This window comes from Nonomuraea cypriaca (assembly GCF_015645445.1).
GTDB classification, from domain to species: domain Bacteria; phylum Actinomycetota; class Actinomycetes; order Streptosporangiales; family Streptosporangiaceae; genus Nonomuraea; species Nonomuraea cypriaca.
Genome location: NZ_JADOGI010000116.1, coordinates 14899 through 33435 on the forward strand (window position 1 = coordinate 14899; position 18537 = coordinate 33435).

Here is an 18537-nt window from a genome sequence, read left to right on the forward strand (position 1 = left end):
CCGACGGGCAAGGTCCGCAATGGGATAGACCGCACACAGGTTCTCAGCTGGTGGCGCCCCAGGTGAGAGAGAGGCCGGTGGCGGCGCGTTCGGTGCGGATCTCCATCATGCTGCCGAGGATGGTGGCATGGTCGGACACCACGGGCGTGGCGTCGAGCGTGTAGGTGATCCGGGTGCTGACGAGCACCGGGCTGCCCTGCGGCTCGTGGAGGTGGCGGGCGGCGGCGGGGTCGAGCAAACCGGGCCGGACCACCTCCGACGCCCGGGCGACCGTCACTCCCGCGTCGGCGAGGGCCGTGTAGAGGGAGACGGCGGTGAAGTCGCGGTCGCGGATCTGGTCGGCCACCGGCCGGCGGACCCAGGACACCTGGTGTACGGCGGGACGTCCCGCGAACTCGCGGACCCGCTCCAGTCGCAGGGCGGTGTCGCCGGGACGCAGCCGCAGCTCCGCGGCGATCCGGGCGGTGGCCCGGCGCACCGCCCGCCCGGCCACCGCGGTGCGCACGTCGTGGCCCTGTTTACGCAGGTCGTCGACCAGGCTGCGGAGCGAGTCGAGCTGGTACGTCAGGTGGGGCGGGGCGACGAACGTGCCCCTGCCGGGCTGCTGCACGATCAGTCTCTCGTCGCTGAGCTCCCGCAACGCCTGGCGCAGCGTCATGAGGGTCACCCCGTAGGAGGCGCTCAGCTCCCGTTGCGGCGGCAGGGCCGCACCGGGGGCGTAGTGTCCCGACCGGATCTTCGCGGCGAGGTCGGCGGCGATGGCGCGGTATCTCGCCTCGTGCCCGGCGTCGGGGGTCATCGTGGTCGGTCACACTCCTGGTCGAGGGCTTGCCGCAGGGTCGCGAGGAAAACCCGCAGGTCGTCCGGCCCAGCCCCGTCGAGCACCCGCCGCATGACCGCGGCGCCGACCACCACGCCGTCGGCGTGCCGGCGGGCTTCGCGTGCCTGGTCCGGGGTGGAAATGCCAAATCCTAGCAAGACGGGCCGGTCGGTGACGCGCCTGATCCGCTCGGTGAGCTCCGCCGCCGAAGCGGCGAGGCCGGCCCGCTCACCGGTGGTGCCCATCAGCGACACCGCGTAGACGAATCCGCGGCTGCGGCACGAGATCTCCGCCAGCCGCGGCTGCGGCGTCGCCGGCGACGCCAGCAGGACCAGCTCGATCCCGGCGCCGGCGGCCACGTCCGTCAGCTCGTCCGCCTCGTGCACCGGCAGGTCGGGCACGATCAGGCCGCCGACGCCGGCCAGGCGCAGCGCGGCACAGAACGCTGCGGGGCCGTCGTGCAGCACCAGGTTGTAGTAGGTGCTGGCGACCAGCGGCACGCCCAGGTCCGGCATGCCGGACAGGTCGGCGAGGATCCGCCGGGTGCTCGCCCCCCGGGCCAGTGCCGTGTCGCTGGCCTGCTGGATGGTGACGCCGTCCAGCGTGGGGTCGGAGAAGGGCAGGCCGACCTCGATCGCGTCCGCCCCGGCGGCGGCGAACGCCCGCAGGTACTCCGTCCAGCCGGGCATGATCCCCCCGGTGACGTACGGCATGAGCAGGCCGCGGCCGGTGTCCCGGCGGGCACGCAGGTGGCGTTCGACCGCGCCCGCGGCCGGCGTGGGGTTCGTCACAGCAGTTCCTTCAGGGTTGAGACGTCCTTGTCGCCCCGTCCGGACAACGTCATCAGCACCGTCGATCCTGCGGGCAGGTCGCCGCCGCCCGCCGCGCGGATCACCCAGGCGAGGGCGTGCGCCGATTCGAGTGCCGGGACGATGCCTTCGGTACGCGCCAGCCGTACCGCCGCGCCGACCGCCTCGTCGTCGGTCACCGCGACGTAGCGGGCCCGGCCCAGGTCGCGCAGGTGTGCGTGCTCCGGGCCGACGCCCGGGTAGTCGAGCCCGGCGGCGATGGAGTGGGCCTCGGTGATCTGCCCGTCGTCGTCCTGCAGGAACAGCGAGCGGCAGCCGTGCAGGACGCCGAGCCGGCCGCGGGCCGCCCCGGCGCCGCCCTCCGCCTCGACACCGACCAGGCGCGCCGGGGTGTCGGCGAATCCGGCGAACGTGCCTGCCGCGTTGGAGCCGCCGCCGACGCACGCGACCACGTAGTCCGGCACGCCGGTCCGCAGCTCGGCGGCGCACTGCCCGCGGGCCTCGTCGCCGATGACCCGCTGGAACTCCCTGACCATCCATGGGTACGGATCCGGCCCGACGACCGAGCCGACGCAGTAGTGGGAGTCGCCGGTCACGCCCACCCAGTGCCGCATGGCCTCGCTGGTCGCGTCCTTGAGGGTACGGCTGCCCGTGGTCACCGGGACCACCTCGGCGCCCAGCATGCGCATCCGGAAGACGTTCAGCGCCTGCCGCTCGATGTCGCGCTCGCCCATGAACACCGTGGCCTCCAGCCCGAGCAGCGCGGCCGCGGTCGCGGTGGCCACCCCGTGCTGGCCCGCTCCCGTCTCGGCGATCAGCCTGCGTCGTCCCATCCGGGTGGCCAGCAGGGCCTGGCCCAGCACGTTGTTGATCTTGTGGGATCCGGTGTGGGTGAGATCCTCGCGCTTGAGGTACAGCCGCACGCCCAGCGCCTCCGACAGCCGGTGGGCCGGTGTGAGCGGGGTCGGCCGCCCGGCGTGCACGGCGAGCAGCCGCGCCAGGGCGACGCGGAACCCCGGATCCGCCCAGGCCCCCCGGAACGCCTCGTCCACCTCGCGGCACGCCTCCACCAGGGACTCCGGCGCGTACCGTCCGCCGTACTCGCCGAATCGGCCCCGCGCCCGGGGCTCGCCCATCGTCCCGTCCAGCGGGACCGGCTCACGCCACGGCGACACGTTTCGCATGCCATCCTCCAATCGTTCTATAACTCTTTAATGAGTTCTAGAACAGTGAGTGTGGCACAGGCGGCGTGGACGCGCCACCGCCGGTGCTCGACACGGCAGCCAGGAGGGCCTTCGGCCGCGAATCGCAGCCGAGGGTGGCGGATCAGTTCTTTCAGCGGGCCACGAGTGCCGAGATCCGGTGGAGCACCTTGAGGGGTTCCTCGGGGAAGCCTTCCGCCGCCCGACCGGTACGCTCGTCCTGCCATGAGTGGAATGCACAGCATCGAGCGGCTGTCCGCCGAGGTGTTCGAGTCCTGCGTCAAGGAGTTGGCCGACGTGCTGGTCGACGCCGTCGACAGTGGTGCCTCCGTGGGGTTCCTGGCGCCGTTCGACCATGAGGAGGCCGCCGCATGGTGGCGGGCCCAGGCGCCGGCGGTGGCCGACGGCGGTCTCATGGTCTGGGCCTGCCGCGACGGCGGCGGCATCATCGCCACCATCAGCCTGGCACTGGCGAGCAAGCCGAACTCCCGCCACCGCGCCGAGATCGTCAAGCTGATGGTCCGACGCGAAGCCCGCGGCCGGGGCCTGTCGCGGGCCCTGCTGGCCGTCGCCGAGCAGGCCGCCCTCGATGTGGGGGTTGATCTGCTGATGCTGGACACCGAGACCGGCAGCACGGCCGAACACGTCTACCTCACCGGCGGCTGGACGCGCTACGGCATCGTCCCGGGCTACGCCGGATCGCCGGACGGCACGCTGTGCGACTGCAGCTTCATGTACAAGCGGCTCACAAGGTCTGCGTGAGTCATGTCGAGCCGCGGCTCACAGGGTCTGGGTGAGCAGGTCGAGCTCGGCCAGTCGCCGCGCCGGGGTGAGGCGCGAGGCCGTGGCGACGAGCAGCAGCTCGGTGACGGCGATCTCGTGCGCCAGGGGCGCGATCGGCCCCGCGGCCTCGCGCGGCAACCTGATCAGCACCTCGGCCTCCGCCGCCAGTGGTGACTCCCAGGCGTCGGTGACGAGCACCAGCCGCGCGCCGCGCGACCGCGTGGCCTGGACGAACCGGGCGGTGCCGGCCGAGTAACGGCGGAAGTCGTACGCCACGACCACGTCCGCGGCCCCCAGATCGAGCACGGTACGGGCGCGGGACTGCGCCGAGCCGGGCACCCGGTGCGCGCCCGGCCGCAGACTGGCCAGTTGCCTGATGAGATATTCGGCGGCCAGCTCACTCAGCGGCCCGCCCAGCGCCCACACGGTCCTGGCTCCGGCGAGCATGACCGCGGCCGTCTCCACCAGCGGCTCGGCGACGGCCGCCAGCGTACTGTCCAGCCCGCGCCGCAACTCATCCGCAGCCCGCCCGAGCTCAGAAAACCCCACCTCAACAGCCCCACCGAAGCCCTCGCCGGCTGCCCGATCCCGCCCCCCGTCGGCCGCCCGGACGCCGTCCTTCTCGGCCGGGCCGGCCAAGCCCGCTTCGGCCGGCTCAGAGAAACCCGCATCGCCCGACTCGGTGCGCCCCCTGTCGGCCGCCACGTCGGCCGCCCGGTCGCGGGCCTTCTCAGCCCGGCCAGACAAGCCCCCCTCGGTCGGCTCAGAGAGGTCCGCATCGCCCGATTCAGTGCGGTCCTCGTCGGTCGGCCCAGTGCGGGTCGCCTCGCCCGGCCCGGAGCGATCCGACCCGGAGCGGTGCGGCTGGGAGCGGTCCGACTCGACCTGCCCAGCGGACCCCGCCTCACCCGGCTTCAGGAATCCTGCCGGGGTTGGCCGGTCAGCCGGGTGGCGGGTGCCGGAGAGGCCGGTGTTGGTTTCGGTGCTGGAGGGCCCGGTTGTTTGTGAGGCCGGTGAGCGGGCGACGAACTCGTGCAGGCGTGACCGGTCCCGGGCCCCGTCTCTGACGGCGGCCTGGAAGTCGGCGAACCCGCCGTACCCGAGCCGATCGAACAGCCGTGACGCCGTCGGCGGGCTGACCCCGGCTCGTTCCGCCAGCGCCCGCAGCGAGCCCAGCGCCGCGAACGGATAGTCGTCGAGCAGCACCCGCACGACTGCCCGCTCCCCGCGTGGCAACCCGGGATAGGCACCACTGAGCCGGCTCACCACCGGATCGCTCTCCATGCTGACAAATGTTACACCAAAGCATGCGTACCGATATATACGATACAGGTGTTACGGTGCGGGACATGACTACCTGGCATGGTCTGATTGACAGCGACTACCGGCGCTGGCTGCCGGTGACCACCGGCACCCCCGCCGTTTCGCTCAACGAGGGCAACACGCCGCTCCTGCGTTCGGCGCACCTGTCCGCCCTGACCTGCTGCGAGGTGTGGCTCAAGGTCGAGGGCGCCAACCCGACGGGCTCGTTCAAGGACCGCGGGATGACCGTGGCGATCAGCCGGGCGGCCGAGGCCGGCGTCGAGGCCGTCGTCTGCGCCTCCACCGGCAACACCAGTGCCTCGGCCGCCGCCTACGCCGCCCGCGCCGGGATGACGGCCGCCGTGCTCGTCCCCAAGGGCAACGTCGCGCTGGCCAAGCTGGCCCAGGCCGTACGGTACGGCGCCGAGATCGTCGAGGTCGGCGGGACCTTCGACGACTGCCTGCGCGTGGCCCGCGACCTGGCCGCGCACCACCCGATCGCGCTGGTCAACTCCGTCGGCAACGAGTTGCGCCTGGCCGGGCAGCGGACGGTCGCGTACGAGATCGTCGACGCGCTGGGCGACGCCCCCGACGTGCACTGCCTGCCGGTGGGCAACGGCGGCAACATCACCGCCACCTGGGGCGGATACCGCACGTACGAGGACGCGGGCCTGGCCACCCGGCTGCCCCGCATGTGGGGCTTCCAGGCGGCCGGCGCGGCCCCGCTGGTGCACGGCGCGCCCGTGGCGGTCCCGGAGACGGCGGCGAGCGCGATCCGCATCGGCAACCCGGCCACCTGGGACGGCGCCGTCGCCGCCAGGGACGAATCGGGTGGCCTGATCGCCGCGGTGAGCGACGAGCAGATCTTCGCGGCGTACCGGATGCTGGCCCGTCACGACGGCGTCTTCGCCGAGCCCGCCTCGGCGGCCGGGGTCGCCGGGCTGCTCGACCGGCACGCGCGGGGCCGGCTGGAGCCGGGGCGGCGGATCGTGATCACGCTCAGCGGCAACGGGCTCAAGGACCTCGATGCCTCCCTGCGCGACGGTTACACCGCGACGCAGACCTCCGCGGCCACCGCCGACGTGGCTCGCGCCCTGCGCCTCGCAGCCTGACCTACCTGCGACAACTACCGAAAGTAGCCTTTGAGAAACGTTATGTGATTCACGTCACGGGCACGAATATCGCGACAAAGCCGACGCGGCGGCCGATAGGGCCATTCCATGCGCCCCGTCCCTTGCGCCGCCTGACCGGCGATCCCCCCGCGAGAGGAACCACCTCCGTGCCCGCGACACGACCGCACCCTGCCCTGTCACGTACGGCGGCGGCCGCCGCACTCCTGATCACCGCGGCGTCCGCCCCGTCCACCGCCCCCGACGAGGCCCCCTGCGAACGCCATCTCAGGCCGGCCCACACCTACCACGCCGGCCACCACACCTTCACCACCGACCGGCTCGGACGCCCGATCGACGCCCTGGCCAGGACCTTGACCACGAAGACCGCGTCGCGCGGCGAGTGCGAGAGCACGGTGGGCGACTGGGGCGGGCGCGGCGACTGGCAGGGCGGCCACCTCATCGCCGCCTCCTTCGGCGGCGTCAGCAGGCGCTACAACCTGGCCCCCGTACGCGGCAGGCAGATCAACCAGGGCCTGATGAAACGCGTCGAGAACGGCGCCCGCTCCTGCCTGGAAGGCGACGGCGCCGTGTCCGCCTACCGGGTCCGGCTGCGCTACCCCGACCAGGAGACGATCACGCCCGACCGGATCCACATGACCATGTCGCCGAAGATCTCGGGTGTCTCCCGCGAGGTCGCCCTCACCCTGCCCAACGAATCCCTGTCCGCGAGCGACCTCGACAGGTGGGAGGGAAGGATCACGAAGGCGTTCGAGGCGGCCGGCTGCGGAATGGACGGATTGCAGGGCCGGTATCGGTCGCTCGCAGACCATCGCCCGTAATGTTGTGGGATATCTCCATGCCGAAGCGTGACCGTCGTGGTGTGAGATCGTCCCCATGAAGGATGCAGGGAAACAACGCAGATTCCCGACCGGAGACCTGGCGCGGGTGGCCGTCTTCGCTGCGGTGATCGCGGTGCTCGGGCTGCCCGGTTCGTTCAACGTCTTCGGCAACCCGACCCCCATCACGCTGCAGACGCTGGGGGTGATGCTGGCCGGCGCGATCCTCGGCACGTGGCGCTCGGCGCTGGCCGTCGTGGTGCTGCTCGTGCTGGTCGCCGTGGGTCTGCCGCTGCTGGCCGGCGGGCGCGGCGGCCTGGGCGTGTTCGCCGGGCCCACGGCCGGGTTCCTGGCCGGCTGGATCCCGGGCGCGGCGGTGACCGGCTGGCTCGTCGAGCGCGCCGGCCGTGATCCGGGCATCGTCCGCCTGGCGACGGCGTGCGCGGTGGGCGGCATCGCCGTGGTCTATGTGTTCGGCATCTCCTGGCAGGCGATCGCCACCGGGGCGCCGCTGGGCGCGGTCGCGCTGCTGAGCGCGGCCTTCCTGCCCGGCGACCTGGCCAAGGCCGTGCTGACGGCGATCGTCGCGCGGGGCGCGCAGCGGGCGTATCCGGACGCGGTGCCCGCCGTGCACCGCGAGCGGCTGCGCGCCGGCGAGGGGCGTTGATCCCTCGATGCCGGTAGCGCAACACGTCATGCGGCACGCCGTGCAGCGCCCGTCGCACCCGGCGGTGCGCGGCCCCGGCGGCGAGCTCCGTTACGGCGAGCTCGCCGAGCGCATCCAGGGCGCCGCGCGGCACCTGCTCGCCCGCGGTGCGGGCCCGGGCGCGCTGGTCGCGGTGGGTCTGGCCGATCCGGTCGCGCTGCTGACCGCCGTGCTCGCCGCGGACCTGGCCGGCGCGACGCCGCTGGTGGGCGAGCACGACTGGGACCGGCGGCGGTGGGCGGCGGCCGCCGGGGCGGTGGACGTCCACGTCGGCACGCCGCTGCCGTACGCGCCCGGTCCGCCAGTGGCGGCGGACGCGGCGCCGGGTGATCCGGCGTGGGCGTGCTTCACGTCGGGCAGCACGGGCCGGCCGCGCGCGATCGTCCGCACCCGCGCGTCGTGGACAGGATCGTTCCCGCACCTCAGCGACCTGGCCGGGATCGGCCCCGGCGACGTGGTCCTGGTTCCGGGCCCGCTGGCCTCCTCCCTGTACGCCTTCGCCGCGGTGCACGCCCTGGCCACCGGCGCCACGGCCATCGTGCCTGGCCGCTGGCCGGGCGCCGCGCTGTCGGCGCAGCTGGCCCGGGCCACCGTCGTCCACGTGGTGCCGCACCGCCTGCCCGACGTGCTCGAGCATCCGGGCGCGCTGCGCACGGCCGTGGTCGGCGGCGCCGCGCTCGGCCGGGAGTCGCGGGCGGCGGCGGCGCGGGCCGGGGTGCGCGTCGTGTCCTACTACGGGGCGAGCGAGCTGTCGTTCGTCGCCGTGGACGCCGGCGGGGGCGGGCTGCGGCCGTTCCCCGGCGTCGAGATCGAGGTGCGGCCCGGCTCCGAAGGCGGGCTCGGCGAGGTGTGGGCGCGTTCCCCGTGGCTGGCCGAAGGCTACCTGGGGGAGGCGGCAGGGCCGCTGCGCCGCGACGGCGCCGGTTGGATGACCGTGGGGGACGTGGCGCACCCGTACCGGGCGGGAGAGGCGCTGCGGCTGGTCGGCCGCGGCGACGGCGCGATCCAGACCGGCGGCGCCACCGTCGTGCCCGAGGACGTCGAGGAGGTGCTGCGGAAGGTGCCCGGCGTGGGGGACATCGTGGTGATCGGCTCGCCGCACCCGGTTCTGGGCTCGGTGGTCACGGCGGTCATCGAGGGTGCCGCGCCGCCGCCCCGCTCGTTGCTGGAGGCGGTCGCGCGGAGCGGCCTGGACGTGGCACAGCGGCCACGCCGCTGGTACGCGGTGCCGAGCCTGCCGCGCACCGGCAGTGGCAAGCCCGCCCGCGCGCTGGTCGCGGCGCGGCTGGCGGGCGGCGACCCCGGCATCAGGCGGCTGGCCTGACATGCGCGACGAACCTGTGGTCGTGGCCGCCCGCCGCACCCCGATCGGCACGGCCGGGCACGCGTTCAAGGATCTGACCGTCGACCGGCTCGCCGCTCCCGTGCTCGCAGCGGTGGCCCGCGACGTTCCCGGGCGGCGGGTCGACGACGTGGTGCTGGGCAACTGCATGGGTCCTGGCGGCAACGTGGCCCGGGTCTCGGCGCTGGCGGCCGGACTGGGGCACGGCGTGCCCGGGCTCACGGTGGACCGCCAGTGCGGCAGCGGCCTGGCCGCGATCCTGGTGGCCGGGCAGGCGGTGCGCGGCGGGGAGATGGACCTGGTGATCGCGGGCGGGGCCGAGAGCGCCTCGACCGCGCCGCTGCGTACGCGCAGGGGAGAGGCGGAGCCCTACGATCGGGCGCCTTTCGCGCCGGGCGGCGCGCCCGACCCCGACATGGGACCCGCGGCCGAGGCCCTGGCCGCGGCGTGCGGCGTGAACCGGCCGCGGCAGGACGCCTACGCCTGCCGCAGCCACGCCCGGGCGCTGGCGGCCCGCGAGGCCGGCCGGTTCGCGGCGGAGATCGTCCCGGTCGGCGGGCGGCGCGGCGACCAGCGGCCGCGGCCGCTGCGGGAGGCGTCGCTGGCGCGGCTGCCCGCCGCGTTCGTGCCGGACGGTACAGTGACGGCCGGTAATTCCTCCCCGGTCAGCGACGGCGCGGCGGCGGTGGCCCTCGTGCCTGGACGGCTGCGCGGAGGGCTGCCGGGGATGCGGCTGGTGGCCGGCTCGGTCGTCGGGTGCGATCCCGCGCTGCCCGGCTGGGGACCGGTGCCCGCCGTGCGGCGGGTGCTGGCGCGTGCGGGGGTGGAGTTGGAACGGGTCGCGGCGGTGGAGATCGTGGAGGCGTTCGCGGCGCAGGTGCTGGCCGTCACCGACGCGCTCGGCCTGGATCCGCTGGGCGAGGACGACGAACGGGTGTGCCCGGACGGCGGCGCGCTGGCGCTCGGCCATCCGTGGGGCGCCACCGGCGCGGTCGTGGTGACCAGGCTGTTCAGCAGGCTCGTCCGCGGCGGCGCCCCGGCGGGGACGCTCGGCCTGGCGGCGGCCGCGGTCGGCGGCGGCCTCGGCGTGGCCGCCCTGTTCGAGGTGGTGTGACGTGGTGCCCGGCTCCGGCGAAGGGGGATCTGACGTGATCGAGTTCGCGGACGTGCACGTCCGGCTCGGCAACCGTGACGTGCTGTGCGGGATCACCGCCGCGCTGGCCGAGCGCCGCGTCGGCGTGGTCGGCGCCAACGGCTCCGGCAAGAGCACGCTCGCCCGCCTGGTCAACGGCCTGGCCCTGCCCACGTCCGGCACCGTCACCGTGCTCGGCCTGGACACCAGGCGCCACGCGGCCAAGATCAGGCGCGGCGTCGGTTTCCTGTTCACCGACCCGGACGCGCAGATCGTGATGCCGACGGTGGCCGAGGACGTGGCGTTCTCGCTGCGCCGCAGGGGCCTGCCCCGCGAGGAGGTCGAGCGCCGCGTCCGCGAGGTCCTGACCAGGTACGGCCTGGACGGCCACGCCGACCACCCGGCCCATCACCTGTCCGGCGGCCAGAAGCAGTTGCTCGCCCTGTGCTCGGTGATGGTGCTGGAGCCAGACATCCTGGTCATGGACGAGCCGACCACGCTGCTGGACCTGCGCCACTCCCGCCAGGTCGCCGATCTGCTGCGCGAGCTGCCGCAGCAGGTGCTGGTGGTCAGCCACGACCTGCCGCTGCTCGCCGGCTTCGACCGGGTCCTGGTGCTCGACCAGGGCAAGGTCATCGCGGATGGCACGCCGCGTGAGGCCATCGGCCACTACAGGAAGACCATGGCGTGAGCGGCCTCACCGGCGCCTACGTCCCCGGCTCCTCGCCGCTGCACCGCCTGCCCGCCGGGGCCAAGCTGATCGGCCTCGCCCTGGCCTGCACCACGCTGATGCTGCTGCCCTCGCCCCTGACGCTGGCCGGGGCCGCCGTCGTGGTGGCCGGCCTCTACGCGCGGTCCGGGGTCGGCCCGGCGGCGGCCTGGGCACAGGTGCGGCCGGTGCGCTGGTTCGCCGTGGCGTTGTTCGCGATGCAGTGGGTGTTCGTGGACCTGCAGGGAGCGCTCGTCGCGACGCTGCGCGTGGTGCTCGCCGTGGCGCTGGCCGGGTTGGTCACGCTCACCACCCGCACCTCGGACATGATGGCCACGCTGGAACGCTGCATGGCGCCGGCCAGGTTCGCGGGCCTGGATCCGTTCCGGCTCTCGCTGCTGCTGTCGCTGACCGTGCGCAGCGTGCCGGTCATCGCCGCGCTGGCCACCCGGGTCAGGGAGGCCCAGCGGGCCAGGGGCGTCGAACGCAGCCTGCGGGCGTTCGCCGTTCCGCTGGTGGTCGGTGCGCTCAGGCACGCCGACGCGCTCGGCGAGGCGCTGAGCGCCCGCGGCCTGGACGACTGATTTACCGGACTTGACTTATATAAGCGCGCCCTGAAATAGTCGGAGCCGTGCACGCATTCGACGTCCTCGGCGATCCGGTGCGGCGCCGGATCCTGGAGCTGCTGGCCGGTGGAGAATGCAGCTCCGGCGAGGTCACCGCCGTCATCCAGGGCGAGTTCGGGATCTCGCAACCGGCCGTCTCCCAGCACCTGCGGGTGCTGCGTGACAACGGATTCGCCCGTGTGCGGGCCGAGGGCACCCGGCGGCTCTACGCCGTCGAGCCCGCGCCGTTGCGGGAGGTCGACCTCTGGCTGGAGCGCTTTCGCGGCTTCTGGAACCAGCGTCTGGACGCGCTGGGCACAGAGCTGGCTCGCGGCAAGCGCGAACGCCGCACAACACACCGCCCGGCAGACACAACAGACGACCCGAAGGAGACCTGATGGACATTCTTGACGAGTTCACCAAGGCTCAGCGTGAGCTGGCCGACGGCGAACGCAAGACCGTCACGCTGCGGCGGCTCTACGACGCCGACGTGGAGGACGTGTGGCAGGCCTGCACCGATGCCGAGCGCCTGAGCCGCTGGTTCATGCCGGTCACCGGCGATCTGCGGCTGGGGGGCACGTACCAGCTCCAGGGCAACGCGGGCGGGGAGATCCTGCGCTGCGAGCCGCCGAGCCTGCTGCGGGTCAGCTGGCTGATGGGCGAGAACCCCGGCTTCTCCGAGGTCGAGGTGCGGCTGTCGGCGAAGGACGGCGGCACCCTGTTCGAGCTGCGGCACGTCGCCGAGGTGCCGCCCGAGTTCTGGGACAGGTTCGGCCCCGGCTCGGTCGGCGTAGGCTGGGATCTCAGCCTGCTCGGCCTGGGCCTGCACCTGTCGGGCGGCGAGAAGGTCGACGAGAGCACCTTCCACCTGACCGACGAGGGCCGGCGTTACATCACGGCCAGCAGCGAGGCCTGGGGCCAGGCCCACCTGGCCGCAGGCGCCCCGCGGGAGCAGGTGGCCGCCGCCACCGCCGCCACCACCGCCTTCTACGCGCCGGAATAGGAGCATCTCCGAACATGCGCCCGACCGAGTGCTAAGGTCGGGTTGCCCGGCTGGCGATGACCAAGCTGGCAGGGCCTACCGCCGGGCTGGTGGGAAGAGATCTTCCAGCGGGGCGGGCCCGCCGCACGATCTCCGGCATTGATCGCTAATATCACCGGATGTTGACAAATCCGGCAGTGGAGCGGCCGACCGGGCGGCGCATGGCCTGGCTCGACGCCCTGCGCGGCATCGCCGCCGTGGTGGTGGTCTTCGAGCATGCCCTGAAGTTCCTGCTGCCGGAGGCGCGGCTGCCGGTGAAGGCGGTCTTCGAGCCCGGCTGGTACGGCGTGCTGGTGTTCTTCCTGGTCAGCGGCTACATCGTGCCGGCCTCGCTGGAGCGCCGAGGCAGCGTGCGGGCCTTCTGGATCTCTCGTGTCCTGCGGCTGTATCCGCTGTTCGGGGTGTGCCTGGCGGGTGTGGCGCTGCTGGTGGCGGCCGGCTGGGACGGCATGCACGTCTGGTGGGGCTCGCGGCCGCTCTCGCTGACGCTGGGCCATCTGCTGATGCTGCAGAACCTGTTGTACGTGCCGAATCTGGTCAACGTGCTGTGGACGCTGTCGTACGAGATGGCCTTCTACCTGCTGGTGACGGCGATGTTCAGTCTCGGCGTGCACCGGGGGAGCACCGCGGGCGCGCTCGGGTTCGCCGCCGTCGCCGTGGTGGGCGCGGCCGCGCTGCCGGTCACGCTGCTCTCCGCCGGCGGGTCCGCGCGGATGCTGCTGGTGGTGCTGGCGGTCGCCACGCTGGTGGCGGTGGGCTTGGCGGCGGTGCTCGCGGGTTCCGGCGTGGTACGCCGGGCGGGCGCGATCGTCATCGGCGTCACCGTGCTGGGTCTGCTGGCCGTCAACCAGAGTTATCCCGGCCCGGGGCAGGGGCTGCTGATCCTGGCCACCATGTTCGCCGGCACGGCGCTGTACCGGGCCGAACAGGGCCAGATCCCCTGGACACAGGCCGGATGGGTGGCGCTGGTGCCGGTGGCAGGGATCTGGCTGGCGCGCGGCGAGCCCGGTCTTCAGCTGGCGATCGCCGCGGCCTGGATCACCTTCGCCGCCGGGATGGCCCTGCGCCACCGCGAGGTGCCGCGGGCGCTGGCCTGGCTGGGGCTGATCAGCTATTCGATCTACCTGCTGCACCCGCTGCTGCTGGAGGGCGTCGAACGGTTCTGGCCCGAGCCGCTGGCCGTGCCGCTGGGCCTGCGGCTGCCTGCGCTGGCTGGCGTGGTGGCGCTGCTGCTCGGGCTCAGTACGCTGACCTGGCGTTTCGTGGAGACTCCCGCGCAACGACTGGGCAGACGTCTCGTCGCAGGCGGCGGCCAGTTAGGTTAGTGAGCACTCACCCACCCCTAGAAGGGAGTGCCACATGAGGATCACGGTCTTCGGCGCGACCGGCGGCACCGGGCTCGAACTGCTCCGCCAGGCACTCGAGCGGGCTCACGAGGTCACCGCCGTCGTCCGCGACGCGTCCCGGCTGCCCGACGACCTGCGCGACCGCCTCGACGTCGTCGAGACGAACGTGATGAACCCCGCCGCGATCACCCCGGCCGTCAAGGGCCGCGACGCCGTGCTGAGCGCGATGGGCGCCCGCGGCCGCGGCCCCACCACCGTCCTCTCGGCCAGCGTCACCGCCATCACCGAGGCCATGGGCCGCACGCGCGCCCGGCGCCTGCTGATGGTGAGCGCGGCCGGCCTGGAGGCCGACGCCGGCGACGGCCCCTTCACCCGGTACGTACTCAAGCCCCTCATCGTCCAGCGCGTGTTCCGCCACCACTACGCCGACATGGCCGCGGCCGAGCGGCTGCTGCGGGCCGGCGACCTGGACTGGACGATCGTGCGCCCGGCGCGCCTGACCGACGCCGGCCGTACCGGCCGCTACCGCACCGCCAGGGACCTCAGCGTCCGGGGCGGCATGAACACCACCCGCGCCGACCTGGCCGACTGCATGCTGGAGCTGATCGCCGACCGCACGTCGATCCACCACGTCGTCTCGGTGGCGTCCTGAGCGCGGCTCAGCGCAGGGAGTCCGCCAGCGCCCACAGGTGCTGGGTGGCGTAGGAGTTCCACGGCCCCCAGCGGCCGGGCCGGGCCCGCAGGTGGTGCAGCGCGCGCCGTACGTTGAGGTCCGGGATGAACACGTCCGGGTCGCCCAGGGCGCGCATGATGATGTACGCCGCCTCCCGTGGTCTCATGCCCGGCAGGTCGAGCAGTTGCTTGCGCGCGTGCCGGGGGTCGGCGCCGGCGTCGAGCAGGATCGCGCCGCCGGCGACTGCCTCGGCCAGCGCGAGGAGCGTGGGCCGGCGCTCCGGCGGCAGGGCGGATCCCGCGCCGGCCAGCGTCGCCATGCCGGGGAAGGTGTGCGTCACCCCGCCGACGGGCGCGGCCAGGCGGCGGCCGTGGGCGGTGACCAGATCGGCGAGCCGGGCGCGGACCCGGCCGGCGGGGACACGGCGCGACAGCACCGCACGCACGGTGAGTTCGGCGGGGTCGGCGTGACCGGGGACGCGCAGGCCGGGGCGCGCCGCGACGAGCGGCCCCAGCACGGGGTCCGCGCCGAGGAAGGCGTCGATGGCCTGCTGGTCGGCGTTCAGGTCGAGCAGCCCGCGGCATCGCCGCACGGCGGCGGTCAGGTCGCGCAGGTCCTCCAGGTGGAGCTCGCAGGCCACGTGATCGGCGGCGGCACGCAGCGCGACGACGCCCGCGCCGTGCGGCAGGCGCAGCGACCTGCGGTAGGTGCCCTCGGCGTACTCCTCGATGCCGGGGACGGCGCGGGCGCCGAGGTGACGCAGCAGCGCGGGCACGTCCAGCGGCGGCCGGAACGACAGCCGCAACGCGATCACCCCGGGCACGGCGCCCGGCCCGCCATGCCCTCGGGCCGGGGCGCGGTCACCCCGGCGTGACGCGGATGTGGCCTGCCGGAGCGAGGTCGGCGTGGTGGCGTAGATCTGCTGGATGGTGTCGTTGAACTGCCGGATGCTGGCGAACCCGGCGGCGAAGGCGACGTCGCTGATCGGCAGTCGGGTGCACTCCAGCAACGTGCGCGCGCTCTGCGCCCGCTGCGCCCTGGCCAGTGCCTGCGGTCCCGCCCCCACCTCGGCGGCCAGCAGGCGGTGCACCTGGCGCTCGCTGTAGCCCAGGCGGGCGGCCAGTCCCGCCACGCCCTCCCGGTCGACGAGCCCGTCGGCGATCAGCCGCATCGCGCGGGCCACGAGGTCGCCGCGCGCGTTCCACTCGGGCGAGCCGGGAGCGGCGTCGGGACGGCACCTCCTGCACGCCCGGTAACCGTTGACCTGCGCGGCCGCGGCGCTGGGGAACAACCGGATGTTCCGCCGTCTGGGCATGACGGCGGGGCAGCTCGGGCGGCAGTAGACGCCCGTCGTGGCCACCGCCACGTAGAACCACCCGTCGAAGCGCGGGTCCCTGCTCTCCATCGCCGCGTAGACGACGTCCTCGTCGATCACCCCTGCCAGCATGCCAGGTGGTCACCGTGCCGGACCGGCGGGCATCGGACGCCGACCGTCGGCGTCCGATGCCCGCCAGCGCCGGGCGGCGGCCGCGGGCCAGGCTGGCACGCATGCCTGCTCAAGATCTTCGCCGTGGCCGGCCTGGCGTCTACCGGCGTACGCTCTCCGGCCGTGACTTCCGCCTGCTGTGGCTCGGCTCGTCCCTGTCGCTCGTGGGCGACGGGATGACGTTCGTCGCGCTGACCTGGATCGTGCTGTCCCAGCCTGGCGGAACACAGCGGCTCGGGCTGCTGACCGTCTGCTACACGCTGCCGGTCTTCGCGGGCGGCCTGCTGGCGGGACCGGTCCTGGACCGGTTCGACAAGCGGCACGTGCTGGCCGCCGACAGCGTGGTGCGCGGCGCGGCCGTGGCGTCCATCCCGCTCACCGCGGCCCTCGGTGAGGTTCCCGCGGCGTTGCCGTTCGCCGTGGCCGCGATCTACGGACTGTTCAAGATGGTGCCGCTGGCCGGCTTCCCCGCGGCGATCCCCGATCTCGTCGCTCCCGACCGGCGGGACGCGGCCAACGCGCTGGAATCGCTGAGCTTCAGCGTGTCCGGCATGGTCGGCCCGGCCCTGGGCGGTCTGCTGATCGGCGTGATCGGCGGCGAGGCCGTCCTCGCTCTGGACGCCCTGACCTACGTCGTCTTCGCCGTCGCCGCCCTGGCCGTCCGCCGCCCGCTGCGGACGCGGCCGTCCGCCCACCGGCCCGCCGGGGGATCCGCGGCTGCTCTCCGGCCGGCCGGAGAATCCGCGCCCGCTCACCGGCCTGTCGGGGGATCCGCGCTCGCCCACCCGCCTGCCGCGGATCGCCCCGCCGGTGTCCTCGGGCTGTTTCGCGACCCTGTCCTGCTGTGGACCACGCTGGCGTTCGCGGCGTTCAACATCGCGATGGGCATGTTGCTGGTGGTGGGGCCGTGGCTGGCCAAGACCCAGCTTCCCGGCGGCCCGCAGGCGCTCGGTGTCCTGCTGTCGGTCATGGCGGCGGGTGAGCTGGCAGGCGCCGCCGTCGCGGGAGCCAGGCAGCCGCGGGCCCGCCCGGTCGTGGCCATCGCGACGGTGCAGCTCGTCGCCGCCGCCGGCTTCCTGGGGGCGATGTTCGCGCCGCACGTTCTCCCCGTCACCGCGGGCTATGTGGTCATCGGCCTGTTCAGCGCGCCGATGACGGTCTGGGCGCAGTCGCTGCGCATGGCCCGTATCCCGGCCCCGCTGCGCGGCCGGGGGTTCGCGATCCTCAGGACGCTCATGCAGGCCACCCCGCCCATCGGGGCCGCGTGCGTGACGCCGCTCCTCGGTGCGGGGCCGCTCGTCCCCGCCGCCCTGGCCATGGCCCTCACCGCGGCTCTGCCCGCCGCCGCCCTGCTCGCGTACGCGCTGCGCCGGCCCACCGCCTCCAACGACCCGCCGTCCCTGCGCCGGCCCGCCACCTCCAACGAACCCGCCGCCCCGGCTCCGGATGCTCTGACCGAGTGAGCGGCGGCCGGGCCTAGGACCAAGAGTCGTCTGGCCTGCCGAGCAGGGTCGCGGGGTCGCGTTCCGGGGGGCCGGCGGGCCACCAGCGGCCGTCGCGTTCGGTGAACGGGTACCAGCGCCCGTCGCGGCCGTAGCGCAGTTGCACGGTGCCGAGCGTCCAGCGGTTGCGCCACGACTCGATCTCCGGTGGCCGCTCACCCTCCCAGCCGGCCTCCAGCAGCGCCTGTGCCCGCGCCAGCTCCCTGCGCGGCGGGGTCCAGGCGGTCTCGAGGGCGTCCAGGCCGTCCGCGCCGCCGTGCCGCCAGGCCCGTACGGGGGCGTCGAGGCCGGGGCCGAGGTCGAGGTCGTGTTCGGCGGCCAGGCGTACCCGGTCCTGGTATTCGGTGAGGCCGGGTAGCCACCCGCGAAGCAGCAGCTCGCGGGCCCGGGAGGCGGCGGAGGCGGCCAGCACCGTCAGGGCGGCCACGTCCACGCCGGGGCCGGCCACCAGGGTGGGCGGGGCGAAGGAGACGTCGAACGGCGGCGGCTCGGGCAGCGACGGCACGCCCGCCGCGAACGCCTCGGCCGCCGGCACCCCCGCCGACGGGGCGGGAGCGGGCACGTCGCGTCGCTGGAGTGCCTCGACCAGCTCCGCCTCGCCACGCCCGCGCAGCAGCAGTAGCACGAACGGGTCCGCGTCCAGCAGCCAGGACGCCTGATAACACAGGGCGGCGGCGTGCGGGCACGGATGCCCCCAGTCGGGGCAGGAGCACTCCGGCTCCAGGTCGCCGACGGCGGGCAGCAGCGGCACCGCGGCGTCCTCGGCGGCCTCGACGAGGTCGTGCGGCATGTCGCCGTCGAGCAGCGCGGCCAGGTGCCCGGCCTTGGCGGCGACCTGGTCCAGGAAGCGTTCCCATGCGGCGTCGGTGAGCTGCTCGACGCGTACGACGGTGTCGTACTCGCTCTCGGTGACGGCCGCGATGCGTCCCGGGCTGACGGTGATGGGGCCGACCTGCCCGGTCTTGGCGTACGCGCGTCCCTTGCGCAGCAGCTTCTGGTCGAGGGAGGTGTCCTCCATGGCCTTGATCCAGGCGCGGCCCCACCACGAGGTGGCGAAGCGGGCGCCGGCGTGTTGCGGCGCGAAGGCGGGGAATCCGCGGGCGGCGTTCATCGGGGCTCCACCTGGTGGT

At 74.1% G+C, this 18537-nt stretch carries 19 protein-coding genes; 13 read left to right on the plus strand and 6 right to left on the minus strand.

Features of this window, described 5'->3' with window-relative positions:
* Window positions 1-43: 43 nt before the first annotated feature.
* From ITP53_RS31970 to trpB, 3 genes are read right to left on the minus strand one after another with little or no spacing between them, the layout of a single operon-like run.
* A complete protein-coding gene (locus ITP53_RS31970; RefSeq protein WP_195899180.1) occupies window positions 44-799 on the minus strand; it encodes a GntR family transcriptional regulator in 756 nt (251 codons plus the stop codon).
* A complete protein-coding gene (gene trpA / locus ITP53_RS31975) occupies window positions 796-1611 on the minus strand; it encodes a tryptophan synthase subunit alpha (protein WP_195899181.1) in 816 nt (271 codons plus the stop codon). Before trpA ends, ITP53_RS31970 begins: the two co-directional genes overlap by 4 nt.
* Window positions 1608-2813 (minus strand): tryptophan synthase subunit beta, encoded by a 1206-nt coding sequence (gene trpB, locus ITP53_RS31980; RefSeq protein ID WP_207756678.1) that lies wholly within the window; start codon window positions 2811-2813, stop codon window positions 1608-1610. The genes trpA and trpB overlap by 4 nt, the downstream gene beginning before the upstream one ends.
* Before the next feature lie 243 nt (window positions 2814-3056).
* On the opposite strand from trpB, the gene ITP53_RS31985 reads away from it, so the two are divergent.
* Window positions 3057-3593 (plus strand): GNAT family N-acetyltransferase, encoded by a 537-nt coding sequence (locus tag ITP53_RS31985; RefSeq protein ID WP_236051383.1) that lies wholly within the window; start codon window positions 3057-3059, stop codon window positions 3591-3593.
* A gap of 18 nt (window positions 3594-3611) precedes the next feature.
* Here the strand turns inward: ITP53_RS31985 and ITP53_RS31990 are convergent, their stop codons facing one another.
* On the minus strand, window positions 3612-4898 hold the full coding sequence (locus ITP53_RS31990; RefSeq protein ID WP_195899182.1) for an SIS domain-containing protein: 1287 nt from the start codon (window positions 4896-4898) through the stop codon (window positions 3612-3614).
* 65 nt (window positions 4899-4963) lie between these two features.
* Here ITP53_RS31990 and thrC point away from each other — a divergent pair, with 65 nt between their 5' ends.
* The 11 genes from thrC to ITP53_RS32045 all read left to right on the plus strand — a co-directional run bounded on the left by thrC (window position 4964) and on the right by ITP53_RS32045 (window position 14398).
* Entirely contained in the window at window positions 4964-6028 is a 1065-nt protein-coding gene (gene thrC / locus ITP53_RS31995) for a threonine synthase (RefSeq protein ID WP_195899183.1), read from the plus strand.
* 167 nt (window positions 6029-6195) lie between these two features.
* Window positions 6196-6867, plus strand: coding sequence for a DNA/RNA non-specific endonuclease (locus ITP53_RS32000; protein WP_195899184.1), 672 nt, complete (start codon window positions 6196-6198; stop codon window positions 6865-6867).
* 55 nt (window positions 6868-6922) lie between these two features.
* Window positions 6923-7531, plus strand: coding sequence for a biotin transporter BioY (locus tag ITP53_RS32005; protein ID WP_195899185.1), 609 nt, complete (start codon window positions 6923-6925; stop codon window positions 7529-7531).
* 7 nt (window positions 7532-7538) lie between these two features.
* Window positions 7539-8894, plus strand: coding sequence for an AMP-binding protein (locus tag ITP53_RS32010; RefSeq protein WP_195899186.1), 1356 nt, complete (start codon window positions 7539-7541; stop codon window positions 8892-8894).
* Between the two features lies 1 nt (window position 8895).
* Complete coding sequence (locus ITP53_RS32015) at window positions 8896-10026, plus strand: thiolase family protein (protein WP_195899187.1); 1131 nt, start codon at window positions 8896-8898, stop codon at window positions 10024-10026.
* 34 nt (window positions 10027-10060) lie between these two features.
* Window positions 10061-10735, plus strand: coding sequence for an energy-coupling factor ABC transporter ATP-binding protein (locus tag ITP53_RS32020; RefSeq protein WP_195899188.1), 675 nt, complete (start codon window positions 10061-10063; stop codon window positions 10733-10735).
* The gene (locus ITP53_RS32025; protein WP_195899189.1) at window positions 10732-11337 is read left to right on the plus strand and encodes an energy-coupling factor transporter transmembrane component T family protein; all 606 of its coding nucleotides are present in this window, start codon (window positions 10732-10734) and stop codon (window positions 11335-11337) included. Before ITP53_RS32020 ends, ITP53_RS32025 begins: the two co-directional genes overlap by 4 nt.
* Window positions 11338-11384: 47 nt before the next feature.
* On the plus strand, window positions 11385-11756 hold the full coding sequence (locus tag ITP53_RS32030; RefSeq protein WP_195899190.1) for an ArsR/SmtB family transcription factor: 372 nt from the start codon (window positions 11385-11387) through the stop codon (window positions 11754-11756).
* Window positions 11756-12361 carry an SRPBCC family protein gene (locus tag ITP53_RS32035; RefSeq protein WP_195899191.1) on the plus strand — a complete coding sequence of 202 codons (606 nt, stop codon included), beginning with the start codon at window positions 11756-11758 and terminating at the stop codon, window positions 12359-12361. The genes ITP53_RS32030 and ITP53_RS32035 overlap by 1 nt, the downstream gene beginning before the upstream one ends.
* A gap of 158 nt (window positions 12362-12519) precedes the next feature.
* Window positions 12520-13725: an acyltransferase family protein gene (locus ITP53_RS32040; protein WP_195899192.1), complete on the plus strand. Its 1206-nt coding sequence runs from the start codon at window positions 12520-12522 to the stop codon at window positions 13723-13725.
* A 34-nt stretch (window positions 13726-13759) separates the two neighbouring features.
* Entirely contained in the window at window positions 13760-14398 is a 639-nt protein-coding gene (locus ITP53_RS32045; RefSeq protein ID WP_195899193.1) for an NAD(P)-dependent oxidoreductase, read from the plus strand.
* A gap of 7 nt (window positions 14399-14405) precedes the next feature.
* On the opposite strand, the gene ITP53_RS32050 is transcribed toward ITP53_RS32045, so the two are convergent.
* Window positions 14406-15866 (minus strand): AlkA N-terminal domain-containing protein, encoded by a 1461-nt coding sequence (locus ITP53_RS32050; protein WP_195899194.1) that lies wholly within the window; start codon window positions 15864-15866, stop codon window positions 14406-14408.
* 101 nt (window positions 15867-15967) lie between these two features.
* On the opposite strand from ITP53_RS32050, the gene ITP53_RS59550 reads away from it, so the two are divergent.
* A complete protein-coding gene (locus ITP53_RS59550; protein ID WP_195899195.1) occupies window positions 15968-17368 on the plus strand; it encodes an MFS transporter in 1401 nt (466 codons plus the stop codon).
* 13 nt (window positions 17369-17381) lie between these two features.
* Here the strand turns inward: ITP53_RS59550 and ITP53_RS32060 are convergent.
* Window positions 17382-18537: SWIM zinc finger family protein (locus tag ITP53_RS32060; RefSeq protein WP_328816412.1), on the minus strand; the 1156-nt coding region annotated here is incomplete at its 5' end.

Bases quoted from the DNA above. Each gene is read 5' to 3' on its own strand.
- ITP53_RS31970 (WP_195899180.1), bottom strand. From the start codon at position 799: ATGACCCCCGACGCCGGGCACGAGGCGAGATACCGCGCCATCGCCGCC.
- trpB (WP_207756678.1), bottom strand. From the start codon at position 2,813: ATGCGAAACGTGTCGCCGTGGCGTGAGCCGGTCCCGCTGGACGGGACG.
- ITP53_RS31985 (WP_236051383.1), top strand. From the start codon at position 3,057: ATGAGTGGAATGCACAGCATCGAGCGGCTGTCCGCCGAGGTGTTCGAG.
- ITP53_RS31990 (WP_195899182.1), bottom strand. From the start codon at position 4,898: ATGGAGAGCGATCCGGTGGTGAGCCGGCTCAGTGGTGCCTATCCCGGG.
- thrC (WP_195899183.1), top strand. From the start codon at position 4,964: ATGACTACCTGGCATGGTCTGATTGACAGCGACTACCGGCGCTGGCTG.
- ITP53_RS32005 (WP_195899185.1), top strand. From the start codon at position 6,923: ATGAAGGATGCAGGGAAACAACGCAGATTCCCGACCGGAGACCTGGCG.
- ITP53_RS32010 (WP_195899186.1), top strand. From the start codon at position 7,539: ATGCCGGTAGCGCAACACGTCATGCGGCACGCCGTGCAGCGCCCGTCG.
- ITP53_RS32015 (WP_195899187.1), top strand. From the start codon at position 8,896: ATGCGCGACGAACCTGTGGTCGTGGCCGCCCGCCGCACCCCGATCGGC.
- ITP53_RS32035 (WP_195899191.1), top strand. From the start codon at position 11,756: ATGGACATTCTTGACGAGTTCACCAAGGCTCAGCGTGAGCTGGCCGAC.
- ITP53_RS32040 (WP_195899192.1), top strand. From the start codon at position 12,520: ATGTTGACAAATCCGGCAGTGGAGCGGCCGACCGGGCGGCGCATGGCC.
- ITP53_RS32045 (WP_195899193.1), top strand. From the start codon at position 13,760: ATGAGGATCACGGTCTTCGGCGCGACCGGCGGCACCGGGCTCGAACTG.
- ITP53_RS32050 (WP_195899194.1), bottom strand. From the start codon at position 15,866: ATGCTGGCAGGGGTGATCGACGAGGACGTCGTCTACGCGGCGATGGAG.
- ITP53_RS59550 (WP_195899195.1), top strand. From the start codon at position 15,968: ATGCCTGCTCAAGATCTTCGCCGTGGCCGGCCTGGCGTCTACCGGCGT.